Annotated in this window: 21 protein-coding genes; 10 read left to right on the forward strand and 11 right to left on the reverse strand. The window is 51.1% G+C overall.

Going from position 1 to position 25,425, the window contains the following annotated elements:
* Positions 1 to 25: 25 nt before the first annotated feature.
* On the forward strand, positions 26 to 1,804 hold the full coding sequence (locus K3T82_RS06700; protein WP_220192708.1) for a CocE/NonD family hydrolase: 1,779 nt from the start codon (positions 26 to 28) through the stop codon (positions 1,802 to 1,804).
* 147 nt (positions 1,805 to 1,951) lie between these two features.
* Here the strand turns inward: K3T82_RS06700 and metG are convergent, their stop codons facing one another.
* Positions 1,952 to 3,559 carry a methionine--tRNA ligase gene (metG, locus tag K3T82_RS06705; RefSeq protein WP_220192709.1) on the reverse strand — a complete coding sequence of 536 codons (1,608 nt, stop codon included), beginning with the start codon at positions 3,557 to 3,559 and terminating at the stop codon, positions 1,952 to 1,954.
* 538 nt (positions 3,560 to 4,097) lie between these two features.
* Here metG and K3T82_RS06710 point away from each other — a divergent pair.
* The 4 genes from K3T82_RS06710 (at position 4,098) to K3T82_RS06725 (ending at position 7,833) form a co-directional block, all read left to right on the forward strand.
* Entirely contained in the window at positions 4,098 to 4,793 is a 696-nt protein-coding gene (locus K3T82_RS06710; protein ID WP_220192710.1) for a dienelactone hydrolase family protein, read from the forward strand.
* 303 nt (positions 4,794 to 5,096) lie between these two features.
* Entirely contained in the window at positions 5,097 to 5,318 is a 222-nt protein-coding gene (locus K3T82_RS06715) for a hypothetical protein (RefSeq protein ID WP_220192711.1), read from the forward strand.
* A 381-nt stretch (positions 5,319 to 5,699) separates the two neighbouring features.
* Positions 5,700 to 6,893, forward strand: coding sequence for an acyl-CoA dehydrogenase family protein (locus K3T82_RS06720; RefSeq protein ID WP_220192712.1), 1,194 nt, complete (start codon positions 5,700 to 5,702; stop codon positions 6,891 to 6,893).
* Positions 6,894 to 6,936: 43 nt separating this feature from the next.
* Positions 6,937 to 7,833, forward strand: coding sequence for an HpcH/HpaI aldolase/citrate lyase family protein (locus tag K3T82_RS06725; protein WP_220192713.1), 897 nt, complete (start codon positions 6,937 to 6,939; stop codon positions 7,831 to 7,833).
* Between the two features lie 12 nt (positions 7,834 to 7,845).
* Here the strand turns inward: K3T82_RS06725 and K3T82_RS06730 are convergent, their stop codons facing one another.
* The 3 genes from K3T82_RS06730 to K3T82_RS06740 form a co-directional block, all read right to left on the reverse strand.
* Complete coding sequence (locus K3T82_RS06730) at positions 7,846 to 8,796, reverse strand: LysR family transcriptional regulator (protein WP_220192714.1); 951 nt, start codon at positions 8,794 to 8,796, stop codon at positions 7,846 to 7,848.
* A gap of 118 nt (positions 8,797 to 8,914) precedes the next feature.
* Positions 8,915 to 10,324 (reverse strand): winged helix-turn-helix domain-containing protein, encoded by a 1,410-nt coding sequence (locus tag K3T82_RS06735; RefSeq protein WP_220192715.1) that lies wholly within the window; start codon positions 10,322 to 10,324, stop codon positions 8,915 to 8,917.
* A gap of 317 nt (positions 10,325 to 10,641) precedes the next feature.
* A complete protein-coding gene (locus tag K3T82_RS06740; protein ID WP_220192716.1) occupies positions 10,642 to 11,190 on the reverse strand; it encodes a pentapeptide repeat-containing protein in 549 nt (182 codons plus the stop codon).
* Between the two features lie 272 nt (positions 11,191 to 11,462).
* On the opposite strand from K3T82_RS06740, the gene K3T82_RS06745 reads away from it, so the two are divergent.
* The gene (locus K3T82_RS06745) at positions 11,463 to 11,960 is read left to right on the forward strand and encodes an LURP-one-related/scramblase family protein (RefSeq protein ID WP_220192717.1); all 498 of its coding nucleotides are present in this window, start codon (positions 11,463 to 11,465) and stop codon (positions 11,958 to 11,960) included.
* A gap of 89 nt (positions 11,961 to 12,049) precedes the next feature.
* Here the strand turns inward: K3T82_RS06745 and K3T82_RS06750 are convergent, their stop codons facing one another.
* The 5 genes from K3T82_RS06750 to K3T82_RS06770 form a co-directional block, all read right to left on the reverse strand.
* Entirely contained in the window at positions 12,050 to 12,430 is a 381-nt protein-coding gene (locus tag K3T82_RS06750) for a response regulator (RefSeq protein WP_220192718.1), read from the reverse strand.
* Positions 12,431 to 12,689: 259 nt separating this feature from the next.
* On the reverse strand, positions 12,690 to 13,280 hold the full coding sequence (locus K3T82_RS06755) for an LOG family protein (RefSeq protein ID WP_220192719.1): 591 nt from the start codon (positions 13,278 to 13,280) through the stop codon (positions 12,690 to 12,692).
* Between the two features lie 474 nt (positions 13,281 to 13,754).
* Positions 13,755 to 14,426: an NUDIX domain-containing protein gene (locus K3T82_RS06760; RefSeq protein ID WP_220192720.1), complete on the reverse strand. Its 672-nt coding sequence runs from the start codon at positions 14,424 to 14,426 to the stop codon at positions 13,755 to 13,757.
* Positions 14,427 to 14,495: 69 nt separating this feature from the next.
* Positions 14,496 to 15,881, reverse strand: a complete 1,386-nt coding sequence (locus tag K3T82_RS06765; protein ID WP_220192721.1) for a glutamine synthetase family protein — start codon at positions 15,879 to 15,881, stop codon at positions 14,496 to 14,498.
* Positions 15,882 to 16,188: 307 nt separating this feature from the next.
* The gene (locus K3T82_RS06770; RefSeq protein WP_220192722.1) at positions 16,189 to 16,809 is read right to left on the reverse strand and encodes an RNA polymerase sigma factor; all 621 of its coding nucleotides are present in this window, start codon (positions 16,807 to 16,809) and stop codon (positions 16,189 to 16,191) included.
* A gap of 554 nt (positions 16,810 to 17,363) precedes the next feature.
* Here K3T82_RS06770 and K3T82_RS06775 point away from each other — a divergent pair.
* The 4 genes from K3T82_RS06775 (at position 17,364) to K3T82_RS06790 (ending at position 22,737) form a co-directional block, all read left to right on the forward strand.
* The gene (locus K3T82_RS06775; protein ID WP_220192723.1) at positions 17,364 to 19,199 is read left to right on the forward strand and encodes a D-alanyl-D-alanine carboxypeptidase family protein; all 1,836 of its coding nucleotides are present in this window, start codon (positions 17,364 to 17,366) and stop codon (positions 19,197 to 19,199) included.
* A 264-nt stretch (positions 19,200 to 19,463) separates the two neighbouring features.
* Positions 19,464 to 20,933, forward strand: coding sequence for a MurT ligase domain-containing protein (locus K3T82_RS06780; RefSeq protein ID WP_220192724.1), 1,470 nt, complete (start codon positions 19,464 to 19,466; stop codon positions 20,931 to 20,933).
* A 2-nt stretch (positions 20,934 to 20,935) separates the two neighbouring features.
* Entirely contained in the window at positions 20,936 to 21,739 is an 804-nt protein-coding gene (locus K3T82_RS06785; protein ID WP_220192725.1) for a type 1 glutamine amidotransferase, read from the forward strand.
* A gap of 164 nt (positions 21,740 to 21,903) precedes the next feature.
* On the forward strand, positions 21,904 to 22,737 hold the full coding sequence (locus K3T82_RS06790; protein WP_220192726.1) for a phosphodiester glycosidase family protein: 834 nt from the start codon (positions 21,904 to 21,906) through the stop codon (positions 22,735 to 22,737).
* A 90-nt stretch (positions 22,738 to 22,827) separates the two neighbouring features.
* Here the strand turns inward: K3T82_RS06790 and K3T82_RS06795 are convergent, their stop codons facing one another.
* Both K3T82_RS06795 and K3T82_RS06800 read right to left on the reverse strand, forming a co-directional pair.
* Positions 22,828 to 23,457: an SGNH/GDSL hydrolase family protein gene (locus K3T82_RS06795; protein ID WP_420799293.1), complete on the reverse strand. Its 630-nt coding sequence runs from the start codon at positions 23,455 to 23,457 to the stop codon at positions 22,828 to 22,830.
* A gap of 118 nt (positions 23,458 to 23,575) precedes the next feature.
* Positions 23,576 to 25,303, reverse strand: a complete 1,728-nt coding sequence (locus tag K3T82_RS06800) for a proline--tRNA ligase (RefSeq protein WP_220192728.1) — start codon at positions 25,301 to 25,303, stop codon at positions 23,576 to 23,578.
* Positions 25,304 to 25,425: the final 122 nt, after the last annotated feature.

Here is a 25,425-nt window from a genome sequence, read left to right on the forward strand (position 1 = left end):
ATCACAGCGAGAGGAGCTATTTCTTATGACACAATCCAGGGGTCACCAGGTCGCCGTCGATTTTGATGTTCCTGCCAGGATGAGAGATGGAACCATCTTGCGCGCTAATGTCTATCGTCCCGCCAGCGAAGGCCAATGGCCGGTTCTGCTAACGCGCTTACCCTATGGCAAGGATCTTCCAATGGCTGGCGCGCTCCTTGATCCCCTTCAGGTCGCACGCCAGGGTTATGTAGTCATTATTCAGGATACGCGTGGGCGCTTTACTTCTGGCGGTGAGTGGACACCAATGCAAGCTGAAGCAGAGGATGGCTACGACACTATTGAGTGGGCATCCAAACTAAACTATAGTAATGGCGAGGTAGGCATGTTTGGCATCTCCTACTTCGGCTTTACGCAATGGTCCGCCATGACCCTCCAGCCGCCCGCGCTAAAAACAGCCATTCCCATTCAGACCTGGAACAATCCGCTAAACGGTACAACGTTCCGTGGTGGCGCGCTCGAACTAGGGACCACAGCTCAGTGGCAAATGATGATGGGTCTCGACGTACTCTTACGTCGCCATCGAGGCGAGGCCGATCCGCGCATCCTGGGAGCCGCACTCTACCAATTGATCAATGACATCGACGCGCTCGGCTCTCAAGGCTACGCCTCACTCCCACTGCGTGAATTCGCGCCTCTCAAGCGTAACGATGTCGCTCCGGCCTTCTTCGATGCTTTCCCCTATGAGATGCAGCAGGACCGCGTTAACTATATGACCATCCTTGGCAAGCATGAGAAAGTTATAGTACCAACCTTCAATATCGCTGGCTGGTACGATATCTTCCTACAAGACACCATCGAGAATTTCCGCATCATGCGCACTGAGGGCAAAACACCTGAGGCACGCCAGAGCAAGCTCCTGGTCGGCCCCTGGAGCCACGGTGGGATGAACAATCCCATAGGAGAACTCAACTTTGGCATGGGCTCGACTGCCGCGTTCATCGATCTCAAGATTGACCTAGTTAGCTTGCAGGTACGCTGGTTTGATCACTATCTGAAAGGCGTTGAGAACGGCATTGAGGCCGAAGCTCCTATCAAGCTCTTCGTCATGGGAGCCAATATCTGGCGCGACGAGCAGGAGTGGCCCCTGGCGCGCGCGGTAGAGACACGCTACTATCTCCATAGCAATGGGCACGCCAATACGCTTGAGGGTGATGGTACGCTTAGTACGACACCACCTGAGGCAGAAGAATCCGACAACTATACCTACGATCCCGCGAATCCAGTTTCCACCCGTGGCGGCGCGCTCCTGATGACACCTGAATACCGCTCCGGTCCCTACGATCAGCGCCCTATCGAACAGCGCGAGGATGTACTGGTGTATAGCACACCTCCACTAGAGCAAGATACGGAGGTGACCGGTCCCATTACAGTTCGCTTATGGGCAACTTCCAGCGCTCCGGATACTGACTTCATCGCTCGCCTGGTTGATGTCTCCCCTGATGGCTACGCACAGAACTTGACGGATGGCATCATTCGCGCGCGCCATCGCCACCACGCGAAAGGTGAGGCTCCTTCGCTCATTGAGCCGGGACAGGCATACGAGTATGAGATTGATCTCTGGTCTACCAGCAATCTCTTTAAACAGGGTCATCGCATCCGTGTCGACATAACGAGTAGCAGTTTCCCCCGCTGGGACCGCAATCCCAATACGGGGCATGACCTGGGCGTGGACGCCGAGTTTGCCATAGCTCAGCAAACGATTCTTCACGATGCTGAGCATCCCTCTTCGATCCTGCTTCCCATCATTCCTGCCGCAAACTAGCACACAAAGGCGAGGGCGAGATGCTTTCTTGTAAGCATCTCGCCCTCGCCTTTATCACCTTCACACGCTTTCATTCACAACAATATATCGCAGACCTGATCGCTACCATATGTGGGCGCGACGCTTGAGCGAGTGCACTACATACCATCACACCTCCACACTTTCATCCAGGCGCGGGAAGAGCACTGGACCGGGTACGACGTGGCTCAGTGGGCAAGCCCCCCAGGAACCATCTTCGCGCCATGCTCCATTCTGAAGTGTCTCTAATCCCAATTGCGCTCGCAAGCGCTGACATGCTGACGGAATGAAAGGCGTGAGCCAGATTGAGAGTAAGCGCAAGCTCTCCGCCACGGTGTAAAGCACGCTATCGAGGCGTGCCTCTTGCCCTTCCTGACGTGCCAGTTTCCACGGCTCACACTGCTCAATATACTGGTTGACTCGCCGCACATAGCTCCAGGCTTCCTCTAAAGCGCGCCCAATCTCCCACGCCTCCAGGGACTGTGCCACCCGTAAGCCACACTCTTCAGCCAGCCTCTGAAGCTCGTTATCAAGTGCCGTCGCGGGGTCAGGCTGCGGAATCGCGCCTCCCCGGTAGCGTTTGCTCATGGCAACAAAGCGCTGGAGCAGGTTGCCAAGATCATTTCCAAGCTCATCATTGTAAGCACGCAGCAACCCTTCTCGCGTGAAGTTACCATCTACTGCAAGCGACAGGTTACGCAGCAGATAATACCGAATAGCGTCACTGCCAATCTTGTCGGCAAGCTGCACTGGATCGATGACATTGCCTCTTGTCTTGGAGATACGCTGTCCCTCCAGCGTCATAAATCCATGTACCGGGATCTGCCTGGGCAATGGTAGATCCGCCGAGAGGAGCATAGCAGGCCAGTACAAACAGTGGAAACGGGTGATATCTTTACCAATCACATGCGCATCAGCAGGCCAGTAACGGGCGAAACGCTCCTCATCTTCCAGAAAACCTACATTCGTCAGGTAGTTTGTCAGCGCGTCGAACCAGACATAGATAACCTGCTGTGGATCTCCCGGCACTGGAATGCCCCAGTTCTCAAGACCAGGCCGAACCTGGCGCGAGATAGAAAAATCCTTCAACCCTTCTTTAATAACGCTAATAACCTCCGCTCGCCGCGCGGCAGGAATAATAAACTCAGGATGCTCTTCGATATGAGCAAGCAGGCGCTCGCCGTAGCGCGAAAGCGAGAAGAAGTAATTCTCTTCATCCAGCCATTCGGGCGTTAACGTTGGATGATTGGGACAACGACCATCAATTAAGTCCTCACTTTTATAGAAAGTGTTGCAATTAGGACAATACCAGCCAGAATAGACAGAGCGATAGATGTCTCCCTTTGCCTGTGCCCGGCGAAAGATCTCCTGAGAGACCTTGCGATGATGTACTTCCGTCGTGCGAATCCAGCGATCATAGCTAATATCAAGCTTGCTCCAGGCCAGACGGAAAGCCGCCTCTAGCTCCTTTACCCACACCTGGGGCTCAACATTAGCCGCGCGCGCCGCACGCAAGACATGCAGGCTATTCTCATCCACACCCATACTGAAGAAGGTGTCGTCGCCTCGTAAGCGGTGATAGCGCGCGATAGCATCCGTGAGCACCTTCTCCAGCGCGTGCCCAATATGTGGCGGCGCGTTTGGATAATCAATGGCAGTGGTCACATAATAGCGTTCGGTCACGGCTGGCTCATACACACGTTCAGATGACGTGTCTTGCGTCTGTACATTGGTCATGTTTTACCTCTCGTTCCTCATTGTCGCCCTGGCAGGCATATTGCGTCATCAACGGCCTATCAATAGGCAAAAGAAAGAGGAGTGGGCGGATATCGCTCACTCCTCGAAGGTTTGCACTGGGATGCTCTCACACCGAGAGCGGAATAGGCCTGGAGAAGGGCAGCGACATCTTACCCAATACCATCATCGGCATCTGGCACATCGAGACACGCATTATTGTTAGCATGAACATGTCTTGTCGCTGTATATCAGTCATCTTCTCACTCGAATCATCACCCCTGACGGGGAAGCTCTACATCTCTATGGTATCTCTATTGTATAGAACAACAGAAGCGGCGTCAATATGCCACCTAGATGTAAACGCGATATCTCTACAGCTCGCTGTCCAGTACAGCCTATCTCTCGTATTCATGATATATAATGCAAGAAGATCTTATGCTAACGGTACAATATCATACTACGCCGTTTATCTCTACTAGAAACGGGCAATCTAAGGGCGTTTCGGCCCAGCATTGACGATAGTAAAGGAGCTATTCACATGGCGGTCATTCGTACTTCCCAGGTCAAGCTACCAGTCAACGGTGACAATGCATACGCCTTTGTCGCTCAGCCCGATGATGATGCAACTCATCCCGGTCTTGTTCTTATTCAAGAATGGTGGGGGATTGAGCCGCATATACAAGATCTAGCGAAAAAATTAGCCGTAGAAGGCTTTGTCGTCGCGGTCCCCGACCTCTTTCATGGCAAAGTCGCGACCGAACCCAATGATGCGATGCGTCTCATGATGATGGCACAAAAGAATATAGATCGTGCGGTCAAGGAGATCATTGGCGCGCTCAATGTCATAAAGAATATGGACATCGTTGAGCCTAAGAAGCTCGGGCTCGTTGGCTTCTGCTTCGGCGGCTTTCTCGCCTATACCACAGCCTCTCATTACCCTGATCTGGGAGCACTCTCCGCTTTCTATGGCGCTGGCTACGATCCTACACCCGAAGAAATCGCGCGTGTGAACGCACCGGTGCTAGCAATCTATGGAAGCCAGGACAACAGCATCCCACTGGAGCAAGTTCACACGATTGAGAAGCGCTACCAGGACGCGGGTAAAGATATCACTGTTAAGATTTACGATGCGGGGCACGCCTTTATCAATCCCGATCATGGGGCCGGCAACGAGGCAGCCGCAGCCGATGCCTGGCCTCGCCTGATCAACTTTCTCAAAGAGAAGCTTCGCTAGACATAGTGCTCTCTTCTCATAGAAGTGCCTCTTCAGGCAGCGTTAACCTGTTTCGCTCTTTCTCAATGATCCTGTAGAATGTCGCGTGTGACATTCTACAGGATCATTGAGATGAAATCCTGACACTACTATAAAAATTCCATAAAAAACATGCAAAAAACATGCAGATCGCGAAAAAACATTGTATATTCCTCGTTTAGAAAAGTACAACATATGCGATGGCAATGTCCCACATATATGCGGCACGTAAAGCGGATTACTCTATCACTCACCCAGCTCTTACCAGGAAAGAAGGCACCCCCAATGCATCAGAGCGAAATCACCATCCTGCGCCAGCATATTATCGAAGAATATGAAGCTATCAAACAAGGCCTTAGTGGATTGGCCTGGGGAACATCAAAACATGACATTATTGATCTACGCATGAGGCGTGTGGATCGCTATCAACAACAACTAGCAAGTCAGGTAGGTGAGCAGGAAGCCACTTCGACTATCTACGATCTTTACAATCAAGTTATGGGCTAATTGAAAGACTGAACATATCAAGCACCACCCACACACCTTTCACATGACGCAAAAAAACATATACATTCCTAATATATCGTCCTACTGAACTACCATTTATGAAGCGCCCCCACTTTCGGGAGAGCAGGCTCCGCTTTGGCGGGGTCTGCTCCTCCTCTTCACTAACAAGCACCCCTCTTTTCCTGGCATTACCTGGATACCCTGAAACAAAACCATTTCATCCTTGCAACATCATTCCTACACAATCCTCTAAGGCCAGCACATCGGGGAGTATATCCATATAAAATTGACTCGCATCAGGGCCGAAAGAGCAGTGAGCGCCAGATTGTTATAAAATAAGGCTGAGAGTATAACTGTTCGTTTGCAAGGAGCAACCAATTCATGAGTTTCCCCCTCTATCCCAGAACGGAAGAACAACAACGCCTTCTCACGCTCGCAGGAGCGTTAGCTGATACATTTGCCCAGCGCGCCCAGGAAAATGACTGGGCTGGCAAATTCCCCCTGGAAAACTTTCGTGATCTACGCGACGCTGGCTATCTCAAGCTGACTGTTCCAAAAAAGTATGGCGGCATGGGGGCCAGCCTGATCGATGTGGTACTAGCTCAGTACCGCCTGGCTCAGGGCGATGCCTCAACGGCGCTAGCAGCTAGCATGCATATCGCCAATATCGCCAAGATGGCGGAGAATGTAGGTGAACGCCCCAATCCATTCTTCGAGCATATCTGCCAGGCCGTCGTCGAAGAGGGGGCTATGATTAACGCAGCCCTGAGCGAGCCCGCAACTGGAAGCCCTAGCCGTGGCGGACTCCCCACCACCGTCGCCCAGCGTCAGGAAGATGGCTCATGGCTCATCAATGGGCGCAAGACATTTACGACTGGTAGCCATGCCCTCTATTTCTTCCTTACCAGTTGCGCCATCGAAGACCGCACAAACCTACCCCCCATCAAAGCAGAGCGCGGACAATTCCTGATTCCCCACACAGCGGAAGGGCTCAGCATCAAGGATACCTGGAACTCGGTAGGCATGCGTGGCTCCGGTAGCAATGACGTCATCCTGGAGAACGTCCGTGTCGAGCCTGAGGCATATATGGAATCCCAGCTTCAGAGCGACCTCGCTTCCAGGACACGCCTGAGTGCTTGGTCCTTCCCTACCGTCGCGGTCTATTTGGGCATCGCGCAGGCAGCACGCAATGAAGCCATCAACTTCGCACGCCGCCGCCGCCCCAACTCGATCACGCAACAGTCTATCGCCGCTATACCACATATCCAGGAGAAGGCCGCGAAGATGGAACTGGCCCTTCTTCAGAGCAAGGCTGTTTTCTTTGGCATAGCCGAGCAGTTCAGCCAGGAGCCTGAAAGCGTGCCCGCAAGCCAGCTTGCCGCCGCCAAGTATCTTGTGACGAATCATGCTGTTGAGATTGTTGACATCGCAATGCGCCTGGTTGGAGGGGCAAGCCTCTCCCTTAACTTCCCATTGCAGCGCTACTACCGCGATGTGCGAGCAGGCCTCCATCATCCCCCAATGGATGATGTTACGCTCTCGACTCTGGCTCACGATGCCTTAGAGCTAGAATAGCCCTTACTGGAACAAACCTCTGCGTGTAAAGGAGATGAAAGCTATGCGCCTACGACGTTCAGAACTGTCAACACCTGGTAGCAATGCGTATATGATGCGCAAGGCTGCCGCCAGCCAGTCCGACCTCGTACTGCTTGACCTCGAAGACGCGGTCTCTCCCGACGCCAAGGCTGAGGCACGCACCCAGGTAATCCAGGCATTAACAACATTGGATTGGGGCACCAAATCGCGCGCTGTGCGCATCAACAATCTCGAAAGCGAGTATGCCTATCAGGATATCATCACCGTCGTCGAAGAGGCTGGCGAACAACTTGATATCCTGATTCTCCCCAAAATCAGGGCTGCGCGTGACGTCTGGTGGGTCGATGTGCTCCTCACGCAAATTGAGCAACGTCTGCGCCGGACACATCCAATCAAGTTGGAGGCGTTTATCGAAGAGGTAGAGGCTATGCTCCATGTGGAGGAAATCGCGCGCGCAAGCTCACGCCTGGAGGCGCTTATCTTCGGTCCTGGAGACTATAGCGCCTCGCAAGGCATTGATAGTCGCGGTATCGATGGCTCATTCGCTATCTATCCCGATACCTGGTATTATGCCCGCAACCAGATTGTCATTGCCGCGCGTGCGGCTGGCATCGATGCTATTGATGGAGCCTACTCGAACTTCAAAGATCCTGAGGGCTACCAACGCGAATGTCTGCGAGCGCGTGCGCTAGGTTTCGTGGGTAAATGGGCCATTCACCCCAGCCAGATCGAAATCGCCAATCAGGTCTTCTCTCCCACACCTGAGGAAGTTGCCGAAGCGCGCAAGATTGACGGTGCCTACCGCGAGGCGCAGGTACACGGAATAGGTGCCATCGCAGTCGATGGAAAGATGGTCGACGCAGCTATCGCACGGAGCATCCAGAATACTATTCAGCGAGCCGATTTGCTGGGCATGTAGGGAAGTCCAATACTAGATCGCCTCTGGTCTGTGTGGGCGCGTTTTCAACAAGGGCACTTCATTGTAGGGCACATTAGCATGTTGTAAGAGAAAGAGCTTAAAGGCGCGCGCGGTCGCGGAGAGATTCTTCTCTTTGAGGTGCAGCAAACGCCACTGACGCATGACAGGAAAGCCCTCGACATCTAGCAGTGCCAGGCGATTCGTCTCTAACTCCATGTCGAGCGCCACCCGCGAAATAAGCGCGATTCCCAGTCCCGCTTGCACCCCCTGCTTAATGGCGCTATTGTTTCCGACCTGCATACTGACAAGTAAAGGGAGGCCAGCTTCATGAAAAACCTCCTCCAGGGCCGCTCGAGTTCCTGAGCCTATTTCACGCATCAGAAAATGTTCACGCGCCAGATCGGTCAGCGGAACGCGCTCACAGTTCACCAGGCGATGCGTCGGAGGAGCAACGATCACCAATTCGTTCGCGACAAATGGAGCGACAAAGAGGGGAACATCTTTAGGTACCCGGCCCATGATGCCCATGTCGATCCGATTATTTACAAGTGCATCAACCAGATAGTTATGGTTAAAGACTTCCAGCGCAATCTCAACCTCTGGATATATTTGACGAAACTTGCCGAGATACTTAGGAATAACATATGTCCCAACAGTTGTATCCGCGCCCACACTTAAACGCCCATAGTGGGGGCTGCGTAGAGCCTCCATTGTATCCAGTGCCTCGTCAATCAATAAGAAGATTTTCTGACTATACAGGTACAGTTCCTCGCCTGCGCGCGTCAGATGTGTTCTCCGCCCGATTTTGTCAAAGAGCTTGACACCCAATGATTCCTCAAGCTGCCGAATTTGAGCCGATACGGCGGGCTGGCTAAAGTGCAATTCTTCAGCAGCGCGCACGTAGCTGGAATGCTTCGCGACCACCTGAAAGGTCGCGAGTTGATGCAAATTGATATTGCGCACCCTTGCCCCCTTGGATAAAAGCACCAGAACTCCGATGTTCTTGTACATCAAAGTCTACCACATCGGTTAGTGCCATATGCTTCTCAATGGACATGGGCAGAATACAATGCATCTCGGCTCAGAAATGCTCTCCCTGGTACTCATTCAATCGATGACCAGAACCACGCACCGTCTCCAGAAAGCGGGGAGCACGTGAATCATCACCGATGTGTTTACGCGTGCGCTCTACCAGGGCATCGAGGCGGGCATCATCCAGATCCGCGTTATACTCTTCATCATAGACAGCTCTGGTTGTATCCTGGCGCGGGCAGATCTCGCCCGCATGCGCAACCAGGAAACGCAAGAGCTTGACCTGACTGGGTGTCAAACGGCCTGGCAGTAAGATGCCGTCTACCCAAATCTGCTGTCGAGCAAAATCGAGTTGGATTCCCGGTGCTACAGAAGAAATTTGTTGCATCACAAAACTCCCGAATAATGGTGCGAAACAACGATACATCTTACTACGGGAAGATTCCAATAATAGTCCCTTAATCTGAAGGGAGTAGAGCACCTCGTGCATCTGTCGATTGGTAAATTGCTGCGAAATCAGCATCTTCGAAAGTAAGCCCCTTTGTAGGTGCTTTAAACACTGTTGCTCGCTTTCACTCAGACTATTCCACAACTGCTCACATTTGCTAATAATAGTCTCATCATCCAACAACTTCTCGCTCAATGACGCTACCGTCTCACGCTCCTGAAGCTGCACTTCACCATCTATCAAAGCCTGAAGCGCCGTTTTCAGCAAGCCATGATGACCACCCGTCACCTCAAAAAGCAGGCGTCGGAGGCTCGTATAGGATGGCGCATAACCTCGTAGAGCTACACCTTTTAGACGCTCATCGATCAACATAAAGGCGTCTTCCTGGCCCAGTGGCTTGATACCGATGACACGTCGATTGAACAACTCCTCAAATGCTTCTCGCGCCAGCTTGCGTGTGCGAGCCTCACATATCAATTGGGGAAGGTTATTACTCACAATGATATAGCATACTCTGCCTCTGGCCCGATAGCGCAACGCTTTCAAGACGCGCATAAATTGGGGCTCAATCTTCGCGTAGGCTATATCAAATTCGTCAAGGAAGAAGGCTATAAGCAATCTTTCATCGCACTGAATGAGGGCTTCTACACGCTGAAACAGCACATCACTTGCGACATCCTCATCAGCAATCAACAGGGCATTTTCCCCGGTAATAGGCAAGCCATACTGATGCATTAATGGCTTCAGCAGCGAGGCCATACGCCGGTAATAGGATAGTGGAGAGACATTGTTCAATTCATGAGAGTTGAGCACGAAGAAAAAGGTATGATCATACGTCTCTGGCAAATAGTATTCGCGTAGTGTAGGCGTTAAGAATCGCTTGAGCAACATACTTTTCCCAACGCCATCCACACCAATGAGAGCACATGAATTCCCCGCACGCAATGCACCCATTACTTGCTCAATGTCCCTCCGACGAAATTGCAAAAGGCGTTCGTTCTGATTTTCCACCGCATGTCATTCCTTTTGACACCTGTGCCTGATATCTACGATGCATGTCATACTATCACTTAACACTTCCTCTATATAAAGAGACAACTTCTAATCCTTTTTCATGACAATGAATATGCCTCTCTACCTATGTAGACGCTTACGAATAGACATTCCAAAAACGCGTTGAACGCCATAACGCTCTTAAGTCAGCGCCTATACGTATGGAAAGAGAGAGGCAATTTGGCGCAGAATGTTAATCTCACACTGGCCAAGTGACACGCCCTCGCTCATAGCGGTGCTCACCCTGCCTCAGACGCGAGTAAGGTGGGTTGAGTTCACTCAGGCCAACCATAACGGAAGTCGTTTAAGTTGACATTGTGTAATATGACCTCATCTAGCTTCGCATTACGAATATCAGCCGACTCAACACGCGCATCTGAGAAGTTCGCGAAACGCAAATCGGCGTCGTGCATGTCTGTACCAATCAGGTCTGCATCACTAAGGTCAACCCCTTGCATATTCGCCTCATACAACGAAGTAAAATGCATATGCGCCCGACTCAAGTTCGCACCACTCAGATTCGCTTTATGAAATTCGGCCTGTGTGAGGAGAGCATGACGCAGATCAGCATTCTGGAGATTGGTCATCACCAGGTAGGCTCCTCGAAGATTAGCCCCTCGAAGATTGGCCCCTCGCAGGTCCGCCCGACTCAGATCCGCCGATTCCAGATTGACACCGTGCAAATCCATCTCACGTAGGTCCACTTCACGTAAATCTGCTCCGTAGAGATCTGGTACGGGAACAGTATCCAAGTGCTTCGCGCGCCAGCGCTCCCAAGCCACCTTCCCTGCCAGTAAAGCATCTAATTGTTCCTGTACAGCCATAAGGACCCTCCTGCTCATTCTAATAGCCACTAGCACAGCTCACGCGAAGTATACCCAACCACAGAGAGCCCTACATCACTCAAGGGGTGTGTCTTCTCCTGCTCAATTAGGATGAGGAATTGGCAGAGGCACACATACAGTCCTGCCATACCCAACTTTGTGGGAGGGATGTCGTACAATATATTGGGCATCCTCGATAAGAGAGCCCAATGTAACCCTGTAGGAAGCCTATTCGCTGTTGACAACCACACACTATGGAGGTTCTAGCACCTATGCGCTACCATGTGAAGGAGCGAGTCTTAACCCTGAAGGACGACTTTGTCGTACGTGATGAGAAGAACAACGTTGCATATGTGATTAAGGGGCAACTATTTCATATCGGTGATCAGTTCCGCATTATTGATGCCACTAATGATGAGGAAGTGATTACTATCAAGCAGCGTGTCTTTGACTATACCACCCACTATGATATCTCCAGCAATGGTGCGGAAATCGCCAGTTTGCATCGTAAAAAAGAAGAAGCAACCTACGGAGCACGCTATGAGGTAAGCACAAGCGACGGCATGGTGCTACAGGTCCAGGGTCAATTTAAAGATTGGGATTTTAATATCATCGATCATTATGGACGACTTCTGGGGCACATCACAAAAGAGTTCGCCATCTTTAGCGACCACTACACAGTCGATGTAGCGCCTGGGGTTGATGGACCCTTCTTAATCGCTCTGGCGGTTATTCTTGATGAGATGCGCGAAGACGGCGCGAAAGACTAAGCAATATCGCCCACTATTAGAAGAATGCACATGCCACCCCTTTCAGCAATCCGGGGGTGACATGTGCTGCATATTATCTACACGATGAGTTATGGCTGCTTCACAAGCAACATATCTATCTTCTGCAATAGATCATTGAGATCATATGGCTTGGGCAGGCCCACAATTCCTCTTGCCTGAAGCTCCTGCGTTGGCAAAAGACCACTAATCATGATTACAGGGACATCCTGTAATTCTTTACGGCGACGAATGCGCTCGTAGAGTTCAATCCCATTCATGTTTGGTAGCCAATAATCCAGAATAAACAAATCTGGCTTGAGATGTTCAGTGAATTTAAGCGTGGTGGGTCCATCAGAAGCATGAAAAACACGATATGGTCTCTGATATGAAATCATCTGCGCTAACGCCGCGGCATGTTGGTCATCATCTTCAACAATCAGGATGATTTCTTGTGCTTCCTGCCCTCTCATCGAGCCATACATTCTTATGCAGCCTTTGTCATCTGTCAATAGAACTTGAGCAATGCATTGCTATATTATAGCACCAATGTTAGTAGAAAGGACGAAGAAAGCTTGTACGAAATTACGATGCCTTTTATTTGTCCGAGCGCAGCTGATCGCTATTCAGGTAAATGTCCTTTAGAATAAGCGGCATCTAGCCAATAGCTTTTATCCCACCACATCTTGCAGATAGAGCATAGTTAGCCATATATATACACAATGAGACTCATTAAGGTTCGACGGGCATATCATCCGAGAATTTTGACACAGGCGCTCGCGGAACTGCCTCATACATAGCATCCAACAGATCGGTGCTACGCTCTTTTACCAGCAGCATCGAAGCATGATAGGAAGAAATAAAACCCTCTTCCATGGCATGGGTAATTAAGGCTAGCAACGGTGTATAAAACTTCGCGGTATTGAGCAGCCCTAAAGGCTTATTATGAATACCAAGTTGCGCCCAGGTTATCATCTCAAAGAGTTCATCAAAGGTACCATAGCCACCAGGAAGCGCGATAAAACCATCTGACAATTCCGCCATCATGGCTTTGCGCTCATGCATATTCCTGGTCTCATACAACTTGGTAAGTCCGCTATGAGCAACCTCTGTCTCGAAAAGCGCGCGCGGTAACACGCCGATGACCTCGCCTCCTTTTGCCAGTGCGCCATCCGCTACGGCACCCATTAAACCAACACGTGCCCCCCCATATACCAGGCCAATCCCTCTCTCCGCTAATTGCTCACCAAGCGTATATGCCTCTTGCATAAACTCGGCGCGCGCCCCTGCTCTTGAGCCACAATAGACACAAATGTGTTTCATCTCATCGACCTCCGTTCCGCAAAACTGTTTTCCGCATTTACATTCATCATAACAAAAGAGCATGCCCAGGCAAATGTCTAACTGGGACACGCTCTTCGTGGTAACGATTTCGAATAGAGCTTCAGACGAACCATATTTGCTATCATAGCAGGTAGCAAAAAAATGGCACATCCCTACAAGGCCGCTCTACAGGATCTGCATTGGTCCAGGCTGCATCTTCGCACACAGGCCATATGCACGAACTCCGCTAAAAATGAGGCAATAGCCCCAATAAGCTCAGCAGCGCCAATACCAACGCGACTACCAGGACAAAACTAAGCCATAAGCGATACAGTACAACCCTGCTCATGAGTGCCTCCTTCTATGGCTGGCATCAGCAAACAGATACACCACACCTCTCTACTTCAGCATAGCACCGCATTGTCTCCGAGATGTTCTATCTTTGTCGCGATTCTGTCGCAGCCTTCACTTACCTTATCGAAACCCATCATCGATAGGCGAGCTCATGAGCGCCTCATGGAAGCGCTCTAACCACTGTTGTTGCCCATTGACCAGGCGCGGATGCGCCTCCAGAGATTGCCAGTACAAATGAAAGGTATACCTGCCTTCCGCGAAGTGCTCCCAGCGCTGCGGCGTCTCATCGAGGAGGCACATCTCAAAGTACGTGCGATGTATAGATCTGCTTACTAGTACGCGCGGAATCCATCCTCCTATGCTTCTTAGCATACGTGGCGGTTCTACCTCTAGATTATAGTCTTCCAGCACTATGTAGAGCCAATCTCCCTCTTCTCGCTCCGAACGCACTACGAGTCCTCGCCGCACGCTGTTACCAAGTACTTCGTCACGCGCGACTGGCACGGCATCCAGCTTAGGGAGTTCGCGCAAAGGCGCTGACGCCAGAACGGCCCATTGCGAATCAGGAAGGTCCTGTCTCTCCTCCCCTAGTAGACGTACTATCTGTCCTTGATAGCCCGTCTCCTCCCACACTTCACGTGTTACTGCCTCTGCGAACTCCTCGCCAGTCTCGACGGTTCCTGCCGGAACCTGCACGCCTGACAAAGCATGCTCAAAGACCAGCAGTTCTTTACATTCCTGCCGCTCTCTGGTAATAAAGGCGGTAACCTTCTCTACCATCTCCTGTGTCATGCACGCCCCTGGCATCTGTTCTGACGAGATACGACGCCATGATTGGGCCATCGTATCTCGCGAATATCTTTAGATCAGTTCAAAGTAGCGACGGCGCTCCCAATCGGTTACGGCCTTCTCAAACTCGCTAACCTCCCAGCGACGGGTGGTTACAAAATGGTCAACGAAGTATGAGCCAAAATACTCGCGTGCCATTTCGCTTCTTTCAAGCAGGTCAGCAGCCTCGCCCAGGTTGCGCGCGAGCGTTCTGACATCGCTCCGCTGCGCTGACTGCCGCCACTGCGATGATTGATACGCATTACCTTCCAGGCGTGGCGGCAACTCAAGTTCATGCTCAATGCCATACAGACCGCTTGCCAGCGTGGCCGCAAAGACGAGATAAAAGTTGGCATCGCAACCAGGAACGCGATTCTCAATGCGAATGGCTCGTTTGTTGGTATTGATGACGCGAATGGAGCAGGTACGGTTATCCATGCCCCAGGTAGTATTAGTTGGAGCCCAGGAGCCCTCGACATAGCGCTTATACGAGTTGATCGTTGGAGCATACAAAGCTATCAGCTCAGGCATCTTCGCCAGCACACCCGCGACAAAGTGGCGCATGGTCTGTGACATATGGCCTTCCGCTTCCTGCTCCCAGAAGACATTGCGTTCCTGATCCAGATCCCATAGACTGACATGCGTGTGTCCGCTGCTGCCATCCTCTTGCTCGTTCCACTTAGCCATAAAGGTTGCGAGATACCCAAGCTGATGACTGATCTCTTTGACCCCATTCTTAAAGAGCATGGTACGATCACCAGCAGCCAGGATATCGGTGTAGCGCATATTCATCTCATACATGCCAGGACCATGCTCACGCGTATACCCCTCAATATCCACACCATAGTCGCGCATCATACGCGCGATCTGACCAATCAGCGGCTCATCGGTGGTAGCATGACTAATGACATAACAATTCGTGCCGGGATTGAGAGGAACCAGATTGGTACCAAAATTTTTCTCACGCAGCGATGCCTGGTCTTCGCGGAAATAGCGTACTTCAAGCTCAGCGGCAGCCTTGGCGGCATATCCCATCTGGCGTGCTCGCTCGATCACGCTCTTGAGCACATAACGAGGTGAGACGGAGATTGGTTCGCCCTGCTCATTCCACATATCACAAATACATGAGGCGACGTTCTGCTCCCAAGGCACGAGGGCGAAGGTTGAGAGATCTGGCTTCATAACAAAATCCGTGAAGCCACGTTCCCAATTGCTGATATGCAAATTGGGCAATACGTTCTCCGCGATATCCCAGCCAAAGATAACGTCGGATTGGGCAAAACCATCTTCCACCGAGTCTAGGAAGAAGCGCGCATCAACACGCTTACCACGGAAAACCCCCTCAATATCAGGCGTTCCGAGCTTGATATATTCGATCTGCCCATCCTCAATGAGATGTTTGATCTCAGCAAGGTCCATCTGTCTTCTGTATCCTTTCTCACGTCAGGCGCTCTTAAGCGCTATGCCGTCTCTATCTCTAATCTCGCCACACCATTCGCCCTTGCACCTACCACTAGCAGGCAATTCATTCGCCTGAGCGTGCTGTGCCCCCGAATGAGGTCAGCGCTATCCGCCTGAGCGGCGGCGTTGGCGAATGCCTTTTATAACAAGGAATGCAGAAGATTAGGGTTGTGTTTTGAGCGTAGCACGGAGAAGACTAACGCGTCAAGTAGACATGTTGCATTCGCTGGACCCTGGACCTTGCTTCCGTCCCTCTTACATGCGGCTACAAACTGAGCGCAGCGCGCAAGAGAGGCCGCGCGCGCTGGAAATAGGTTTTAGCCGTATTCTCTGGCATACCCAGGACACGACCTATTTCGCCAAAGGTCAGTTCCTCCTGATAGCGCAGAAGCACTATTGAGCGAAAGCGTAACGGCAATTCCATAATGGCACGACGCAAAGCGGCCCGCGTATCCTCACGCTCTATCTCTTCATCAGGCTGAAGTTCGCTATCCACAATACTATATAGCCAGGCATTTTCATCATCGTCTTGCGTCATCTCTAGCTCGCAAAAGAGCAAAGGGCGACGCTTACGCAATTCATCGATACACTTATTAGCCGCGACCTGGAAAAGCCAGGCTTTGAGCGGCGCGCGTGACGTCTGCGCGGCCCGGTTAGCTCGTAGTTTTGGAATATAGATGTACAGTTGTAAAAAGACGCTCTGTACAATATCGCGCGTCAACTCATAATCATTAATATGCGTATACACAAACTTACAAAGAATAGCATTGTAGCGCTGCATGAGTGTCTCAAATGCACTCTGTTCGCCACGTTCTACGCGCTCAAGTAATATATCGTCCGTGACCTGCACGGTTGTAGTATATGGGGATGTATGTGTTGTTTTCATGTCGAGCTTCCTTGAATAGATCGAGTAGATAAAACAATGTCACAAGCTCTCCTCGACACACATTTAGCATTCGCAGCAGGCTTGTTCCCGAAAATGTCAAGGGCATCTAACTCTTCGATATTTATCCCAATACTACCAGCAAATTATCAAGAATTTCTGAAGTTCTCTCTAAAATTCTGTAAACGATGGCATCTTCTACCAAAAGTCATATGTTCGGTGTCGAACGTGAAATTTCTAGCCACTCACAATACACTACGATATTAAGCTCATCGTAGGAAGAGGCCAGACAAGCCACTTCGTCCCTCTATTGCAAAAGATGCAGTATAGGGCATATAATGTTGCAAACAGAACCCTGTCAACAAGAATCATGCGATAGCAATGTTGATCAGTATTTTTATGAAAAGTGTAATTACTCATTGAATGCCATTTTAGTGCCCACAAAATATCACAGGCAGAAAGATGCTAAAGATAAAAAACAATATGTTAAGACTATAAGCATTTTTTATGGTTTCTCACCAAACATCCATTGCTATCTATTTTAGGAGAATCGGCGCATGCCTGATATTCCATCACGAGACGATGAAAAATTCACATCCCATCCATCAGCCTCCCCCCTCAGCTCAACGACACAGAATGCTCAATCGGAAGCATATACAGCCCAGCAGCGTCGTGCCAGGCGCCATCATGTTTATCAAACTGGTGAATATACAGATCGACCAAAGGTGAGACGAGCCTCGCTACAGCAAGAGGCGAATCGCCAACGCTCCAGAATGACTCAACACCCCTCCTATGATGACGACGATACCGATGAGTTACTTGAATTTGAGGATGAATTCATTGAAGAAGACGAAGAGTCTAATGAATTCACCGACGAGACGACAAATCTTCTTGTAGATGAGGATGAAGACGAGGATGATCTTGAAACCATTCCCACTCGCCTCTCGGAGACACGTCCGCGTCTCGTGGTTCCTCGCACACGTGGCACGGTGGCTTCTCACTCGCGTTCCACCACACCACGCCCACGATCGCGCTATACAGATGTATACCAGCCACCTATCACCCCCAAACGCACACCACACTATCGCCGTCCCTATCGTGAAGCGTCCGCGCCTCCAAGCAAATTCGACCTACAGAAACTACTGACCAATCGCAATATGCTGATTGGTACGATTGTGCTGGTCCTGATTATTATATTGCCACTCAGCCTGAATTATGTAAACGGCAATGCGCCATCGCGCATTAGTATTACCAACCTGTTTGATCCAACTGGTCAGGCTACGCCAACTCCGACTCAAGACCAGATTGTGGTCGAGCACCCACCAACCGATCATCCCTCGCCGCCAGTGTATGCGTCGGCAGCTTATGTCCTGGATGCGAATACAGGCAAGACACTCTATGCACATAATCCTCTGACCCATCTTCCGATTTTGAGCACAACCAAACTGATGACAGCCTATCTGGCAGCGACTATGGGTGATCCCAATCAACGCATTACAATTACGCCTACCATCGATGGCGACCTTCAACACTATTTGTCCGCGGATAGCTCACTCATGGGTATTAAGAAGGGCGAGACTTATACCCTCAAGGATCTCCTATATGGCCTGATGTTGGTCTCAGGCAATGATGCCGCTATCGCTATCGCCGATACGATCAGTGGCAATGTCCCGGCCTTTGTGGCAAAGATGAACAAACAGCTAGGTGTCTGGAATCTGCACAATACCCATTATATGAATCCTCACGGCTTGATGGAACCGAACCACTATTCATGCGCGCATGATCTAGCAATCATCGGTCAACATAGTCTCAGCAATCCTTTGATTCATCAGATTAGCGGAACTCAGCACTACTTTATTGAGCAAAATAGAAGCCACAAAGAAAAGGATATGTATAACGGCAATCAATTCCTCTGGTGGTACCCCGGCACCGATGGCGGCAAGCCTGGTTGGGATGGGCTCTCCAACTTCAACCAGGTGGTCTCGGTCACCCGCGACAAGCAACACATTATTGGTGTGACGCTCCACACAAATGACTGGTGGACAGATATGCGCAGCCTGATGAACTGGGGCCTCAATAGCTATACCTGGATCTCACCAGCCATTGAGGACCTGAAACACCCTATCCCTTTCGATACTGATTGGAACTACTTCCAGAAGGACAAGAAGGAGAACACCATCCCCACCTCTGGCGGTGGACGCTACTACATTTTTACTGGTTATAGCACCAGTGGCTCCATTCAGAAATTCTTTGATAAGAATGGCGGGCTGGGCAAAATCGGCTTCCCACTTAGCCAACCCACAAAAGGAAGCAACTCTACCATCAGCCAGAAATTTGAGCATGCCACCATCCGATGCCAGACCACTGGCAACCAACAATGCCAGAAGGTCTAATAAAGAAGTACTGCGATTCGAGGAATGCGTTGAGAAGGTTTGTACGATGGTGAAACATATCACACTGCCATTGTGACTACCGCCCTTGTCTGTCCCTCTCCTGGTTTGCTATACTGCACTCAGGCTCCATGCCTGGACAAAGGTCTTATACAAAAACTAACGCCGCTACCGTGGCTAACGCTCAGGTTTTCTCATTGGAGAAATCTCCTGATATATTGATGTATTGAACACCTTTATGTCTCTCAGGGACAATAGGAAAATATTATGCAAATAGAACATCTCTCGACAAAACAGCCTGACGATGAGCAGCTACAAGGCCACGCTGCCCCCTCAGGTCTGGGACGGGCACGCCTGGCCCTGGCTATTTCAGCAGGGAAACTGGCGAGCGCCTCTGGGCGTCTGTTACGGATCGGTGGTGGCACCAGCCTTCCAGGTATGGTCGCGCGCCGTATCGATCCCAATGTATTAAAAGAGGTCGTTGGTGCGAGCACAGCCAAGAAGATTGTAATTACTGGCAGCAACGGCAAAACCACAACCGCGCGTATGACCGCAGCCCTGGCGAGCGCCGATGGTCAGCGTGTGTCACAGAACCGCACTGGCTCAAATTTGCTGCAAGGCGTTACATCAGTCGCCGTCAATTTCGCCGACATCTTTGGGCGTCTTGCCAGCGATGTGCTCCTCTTCGAGATTGATGAAGGTACGATTCCCCTGGCTGTTCCTGAGATTCAGCCCGACGTAGTCGTCATTACTAACCTCTTCCGCGACCAGCTCGACCGTTATGGCGAGATGTATTCCGTAGCGAATGCGCTCAACACAATGCTTGAGAGACTTCCCGCCACCTCGACGATCCTGCTCAATGGTAATGATCCCCAGGTCGCGAACTTCGCTCTGAATTCCAAAGCACGTCGCTTCTACTTTGGCCTGGAGACAAAAGAAGTTGGCACGCCTGTACCTGAGCAATCAGCGGACATCATTCGCTGTATCCATTGCGACCATGACCTGGTTTATGAAATAGCCTACCTTTCGCACCTTGGGCTCTATCGCTGCCCTAATTGCGGCTATACTCTGCCCGAACTGGACTTCGCTGTAACCTCAGCAAAACTGGCTGAAGATGGCGAAGGCCCTTCCCAGGTCACCTTGCGCACACCTCAAGGAACCTTCGATTTCACGCTACCTCTACCTGGTATCCATAACGTATATAATGCCGCTGCCGCTATTGGTGCCGCCTTCGCGACCGATTTCACAATCAATCAGGCCACCAATGCCTTCTCAACGCTCCGCCCGGCCTTTGGGCGTCTGGAGAAGATTCAGGCAGGCGATAAAAACATCTACCTCTCTTTCGTGAAGAATCCCACGTCCTTCAACCTGATCATGCGCTTGATCGCCAAACATAGCGGCAAGAAGCATATGCTACTCTCAATGAGTCATACAGTGGTTGATGGTCAGGACTTCGCCTGGCTATGGGATGTGGATCTTGAAGAGATAGTACCCGATGTTCTCGACGCAGTCTGCTGCGGCAATAAGGCTGAGGAGTTGGCTCTGCGCCTGAAATATGCCGAGGTAGGCACCGATAAGATCACGGTGATTCATGATTATGAGGCCGCGCTGGACTCTGCATTGAAGAATGTCGAACCGGGCGGGTCGCTCTACATTCTGAGCGGCTATACACCAACGCAAGAACTGCGCAAAATTATGCAGAAACGCGGTTGGGTCAAACACTATTGGGAGGAATAAGCATGAGCGAGCAAACATCGAATTCACGGATGGTCATCAAGATAGCCCACCTCTATCCTACCTTGATGTGTGTGGCCGCCGACCGTGGCAATCTCTTCTCAATTGAGATGCGCAGCAAATGGCGCGGGATATCGGTCGAGGTTGATCCCATCTACGTGAAACAGACACCCGATTTTACCCAGTATGATATGATCCTCTTCCATGGTGGCGCGGATCGCGAAATGGAGATCGCCTCCAAAGATATTCAGGAGAAGGCACCCTCTCTGCGTGAAGCCGCCGAGGCAGGGACAACTTTCCTGGCTGTCTGCGCGGGATATCAACTGCTAGGACATAGCTACAAACCGTACACAGGTGGCGAACTGAAGGGCGCAAGCGTGCTCGATCTGCACACCGAGGGTAGCCAGGAACGCTACATGACACATATGGCGCTTGAATGCGATCTGGGTACACAAGGAAAACAAACCCTGGTTGGCTATGAGAACCATAGTGGACGTACCTTCCTTGGCCCCAAAGCCAAGCCGCTAGGTAAAGTCATTTCGGGCTGGGGTAATAATGGTAAGGACGGGCATGAAGGCGCAACTTATAATAATGTTTTTGGCACCTACCTGCATGGCCCATTGTTGCCCAAAAACCCGGCGTTCACCGACTTCCTGATCGAGCGCGCACTCTCTCGACGCTATGGTAAGGTTGACCTGGCTCCGCTCAATGATGAGACTGAACAGGCTGCCCACAACGCCGCCTACAAACTAGCGATGGAATTCAAGGGAACAGTATCGGCTATTGAAGCCACTGCATGGAGCAGGTAGGTAGAGGATGTAAACATCCATATCGAATCTTATATACATGAGGGCCACTGCCCGCCGTGTCCTCAAAAGAGGATGCAACGCCTCTATCGCGGCTAGCGCTAGTCACGATAGCGGCGTTGGTTTTCGTATAAGGAGCAATATGGTTTTTAGGAAGGGATTTTTCCATGCCAGCCACCAGGCGATTTATACTGCATCTGAGTCTGCTCTGTCTCTTGAGCAGTCTCTTGATGGGCTGCTCCGCGCTACCGACAATCAGCTTTAATGGAACACCTGTTACTCATTCGCAGGATACGCCAGATGGTGAGCAACAACTCGATGTCTGGCAGGCAATTTCGCCAGGCATTGAGCTGCGCTACGAACGCTGGACAGGACCTAGCACCAACTCAGACATAATGGTCATTGTTCGCTTCAATCCAGCAAAAATTCATCTGAGCGTAGATTATCAACCAGACCAACCTCTTTCCATGAGTGAGTGGACCAAACAGACGAACGCCAAGGTGCTAATTAATGGTGGCTACTTTGATAATCACAATCGAGCTACGGGGCTACTTGTCTCCAATGGCGACGTATATGGGCAATCATATGACGCCTTCGGCGGCATGCTTTCCGTCAATAGCGAGGGCAAAATAGGGCTACGTGCCTTACATGAGCAGCCCTACGACCCTACTACCGAACAGCTTCAGCAAGCCACCCAATCAACCCCTATGCTCATTGAACATGGAAAACGTACCGAATTTAACGCCAACGGCGCGACTGAGCGGCGCACGATTGTGGCTCAGGATAAGCAAGGTCGCCTACTCTTCATCATCAGCCCCGGTCTGACGTTCTCGCTTGATGAAATGGCCGATGTACTGGAAGCCTCAGACCTCTCGATCCAGACTGCGCTCAATCTAGATGGTGGAGCATCTACTGGCATTTATGTACGAGACAGCAACAATAAAAACAGAGTGACAATTGACTCAGTGACAGCTATTCCTATTGTCATAGCCGTTAAATAGCCATACCTTGGTACACTCAGGCATGCGTACAAAAAGCAGAGCCCCCATTGAGCGACGGGGGCTCTGCTTTTTGTACGCAACCTTGTAGAGTTATAGGGCCTTGACCACACGGAGCCAGGAGCGCGCCATCAGCGCATGTCCCTCAGAGGAGGGATGAACACCGTCCGCCCCCCAGTATCCAGCCTCACGACGCTCACACGCCTGGGCGAAGAGACCATCAAAAGGAACCAGCAGGGCATCAAATTCGCGCGCCAGTTCGCGAACTGCCTGAATCTTGGGATCGAGGTCCTCTCGCCACTGCACATACTGCGGCTGTGATGGCAGAACAAAGGGCTCACAAAGAATAACCTTTGCATCGAGCCGACCTTTAATATCTTCCAGCAGGGTACGATATACCTGCGTAAAGACTTCTAACCGTGTCTCCTCATTCTGATCAAAGCGCCGCCATGTGTCATTGACACCAATCAATATCGAAACCCAATTGGGACGCAGTTCCAGGCAATCCAGCTCCCAGCGCGCTCGTAAATCCTTTACCCGGTCGCCACTGATACCGCGATTCAGGAAGCGCACCCGCCTCTCAGGATAGAGCGCTCCAAACAATGCTGAAGCAATCATGGCATAGCCCTGACCCATATTGCCCTCGTCGCTACGCCAGCGACCAGCATCGGTAATGCTATCACCTTGAAATAGGACCGTTGCGCCTTCTTCAATCAACGGTATCATAGTGCTTCCTCCGTCAGTTTTAACTAGATGGTGGTGAAAGCCTACGACAGCATCATTGCTTTCGCGAGCATCCCCACCATCTACACTATACCAGGAGTACGACCCAGACGCGTCATTACTCAAGCGCCTCGCGGATCTTGTATACTGCCTCAGACAGGGGAACAATACAACTCTCCTGATCTGCACGCCCCTTGATCTCGACCCCGCCTTGCTTAAGAGAACGCTTGCTCACAACTACACGCAATGGAAATCCTAACAGGTCAGAGTCATTGAATTTAACGCCCGCCGACTCACGCCGATCATCAAAGAGTACCGCGATACCCACATCACGTAGCTCAGCATAGAGACGCTCCGCTGCTTCACCAACCTCAGCCCGCTCCAGATCGAGCCCCAGAAGTGATACGGCATATGGAGCGACTGCTTGCGGCCAGCGTAGCCCCCTCTCGTCGTGATGCTGCTCAACGATACAGGCGAGCAAGCGCGGAACACCCAGGCCATAACAAGCCATAATCAACGGTCGCGTCTGCCCCTCAGCATCCAGAAAGGTCGCGTCGAAGAGATTAGAGTAAACGGTGCCAAGCTTGAAGATATGCCCAAGCTCAACTCCACGGAACGCATGTAATGTACCCCCACAACGCGCGCAGGAAGCGCCATCATAGGCGGACGCGATATCGTCCCACACATCAACGCGGAAGTCACGCGGGTAGTTCACATTCCGCGTATGATATTCCGCGCGATTGGCTCCAGCGACAAAATTGCGGTCCCGATTCAGCGAGTAATCGGCTATGACTAGTATAGCATCCCCCTGGCCCAGTGGGGAGGCATAACCAGCGACAATTCCCGCTTGCTCTAGCTCCTCAGCCGTCGCGAGGTGCAGGTCAATGGTGTTCAGGCCCACTTTCGACAGGGTATGTGCCAGCTTGATCTCATTAATCTCTAGATCGCCACGCACAACAGCCATTATCAGACGCAGTTCCACGCTATAGCAAACCACCTTCATTGTCCGTGCTTCCGGAATACCAAGGAAGGTCGCCAGATCACTGATCGATTTGCAAGCTGGAGTGTAGACCTCCTCCAACGCAAGTTTATCTTCATGTTCCTGCGCACTCCGCTGAAACTCGGCTTTCTCCACGTTGGCGGCATAGCCGCAGTCTTCACAACGTAGAACAACATCTTCTCCCGCTTCGGTCAGGGCAATGAACTCAAGCGATTCCTTGCCGCCTATCGCGCCGCTATCTGCCTCGACGACGATATAGTTCAAGCCACATCGATCAAAAATGCGGCAATACGCGCCGCGCACGCGCTCAAAACTGGCGCTTAATCCAGCCTCGTCGGCATCAAAGCTATATAGATCCTTCATGACGAACTCGCGCAGGCGCAATAAGCCCCCACGCGGCCTCGGTTCATCGCGGAATTTGCGCTGAATTTGGAAGATCAGGCGCGGCAGGTCACGATAGCTATGAATGAACTCCTTCGCCAGCAAGGTCACCATCTCTTCATGTGTCGGAGCAAGCACCATATCTCGCTCGCGACGATCTCGCAGACTAAAGAGTACTGGTCCATAGAGCTCAGCCCGGCTCACACCTCCCGTTTGCTTGGCCTCCCATATGTCACGCGGCTGCAAAGAGGCCATTGAGACTTCCTGACCTCCTATCATCTCTATTTCATCACGAATTATCTCCGTAAGTCGACGCATAACACGCTCACCCAGAGGCAACAGATTATAGATACCTGAGGTCAATTGACGCACAAAGCCAGCGCGGGTGAGCAACTCCAGATTCATACTCTCGGCTTCACGTGGAGCCTCGCGCAAGGTAGAACTAAACAGTTGAGAATAACGCATATCCTCTTCTCTTCTCCTCTCGTCCTAATATGTCAATAGAAGTATGCAACAGAGATATCTAGGCTCATATTGGATGATTATTTACTTACTATGCTTCCTAAGAACCTGGCAAGCAGGGAAGA

The organism is Ktedonospora formicarum (genome assembly GCF_016587355.1).
GTDB lineage: Bacteria > Chloroflexota > Ktedonobacteria > Ktedonobacterales > Ktedonobacteraceae > Ktedonobacter > Ktedonobacter formicarum.

Bases quoted from the DNA above. Each gene is read 5' to 3' on its own strand.
- K3T82_RS06700 (WP_220192708.1), top strand. From the start codon at position 26: ATGACACAATCCAGGGGTCACCAGGTCGCCGTCGATTTTGATGTTCCT.
- metG (WP_220192709.1), bottom strand. From the start codon at position 3,559: ATGACCAATGTACAGACGCAAGACACGTCATCTGAACGTGTGTATGAG.
- K3T82_RS06710 (WP_220192710.1), top strand. From the start codon at position 4,098: ATGGCGGTCATTCGTACTTCCCAGGTCAAGCTACCAGTCAACGGTGAC.
- K3T82_RS06715 (WP_220192711.1), top strand. From the start codon at position 5,097: ATGCATCAGAGCGAAATCACCATCCTGCGCCAGCATATTATCGAAGAA.
- K3T82_RS06720 (WP_220192712.1), top strand. From the start codon at position 5,700: ATGAGTTTCCCCCTCTATCCCAGAACGGAAGAACAACAACGCCTTCTC.
- K3T82_RS06725 (WP_220192713.1), top strand. From the start codon at position 6,937: ATGCGCCTACGACGTTCAGAACTGTCAACACCTGGTAGCAATGCGTAT.
- K3T82_RS06740 (WP_220192716.1), bottom strand. From the start codon at position 11,190: ATGGCTGTACAGGAACAATTAGATGCTTTACTGGCAGGGAAGGTGGCT.
- K3T82_RS06745 (WP_220192717.1), top strand. From the start codon at position 11,463: ATGCGCTACCATGTGAAGGAGCGAGTCTTAACCCTGAAGGACGACTTT.
- K3T82_RS06750 (WP_220192718.1), bottom strand. From the start codon at position 12,430: ATGAGAGGGCAGGAAGCACAAGAAATCATCCTGATTGTTGAAGATGAT.
- K3T82_RS06755 (WP_220192719.1), bottom strand. From the start codon at position 13,280: ATGAAACACATTTGTGTCTATTGTGGCTCAAGAGCAGGGGCGCGCGCC.
- K3T82_RS06760 (WP_220192720.1), bottom strand. From the start codon at position 14,426: ATGACACAGGAGATGGTAGAGAAGGTTACCGCCTTTATTACCAGAGAG.
- K3T82_RS06765 (WP_220192721.1), bottom strand. From the start codon at position 15,881: ATGGACCTTGCTGAGATCAAACATCTCATTGAGGATGGGCAGATCGAA.
- K3T82_RS06770 (WP_220192722.1), bottom strand. From the start codon at position 16,809: ATGAAAACAACACATACATCCCCATATACTACAACCGTGCAGGTCACG.
- K3T82_RS06775 (WP_220192723.1), top strand. From the start codon at position 17,364: ATGCCTGATATTCCATCACGAGACGATGAAAAATTCACATCCCATCCA.
- K3T82_RS06780 (WP_220192724.1), top strand. From the start codon at position 19,464: ATGCAAATAGAACATCTCTCGACAAAACAGCCTGACGATGAGCAGCTA.
- K3T82_RS06785 (WP_220192725.1), top strand. From the start codon at position 20,936: ATGAGCGAGCAAACATCGAATTCACGGATGGTCATCAAGATAGCCCAC.
- K3T82_RS06790 (WP_220192726.1), top strand. From the start codon at position 21,904: ATGCCAGCCACCAGGCGATTTATACTGCATCTGAGTCTGCTCTGTCTC.
- K3T82_RS06800 (WP_220192728.1), bottom strand. From the start codon at position 25,303: ATGCGTTATTCTCAACTGTTTAGTTCTACCTTGCGCGAGGCTCCACGT.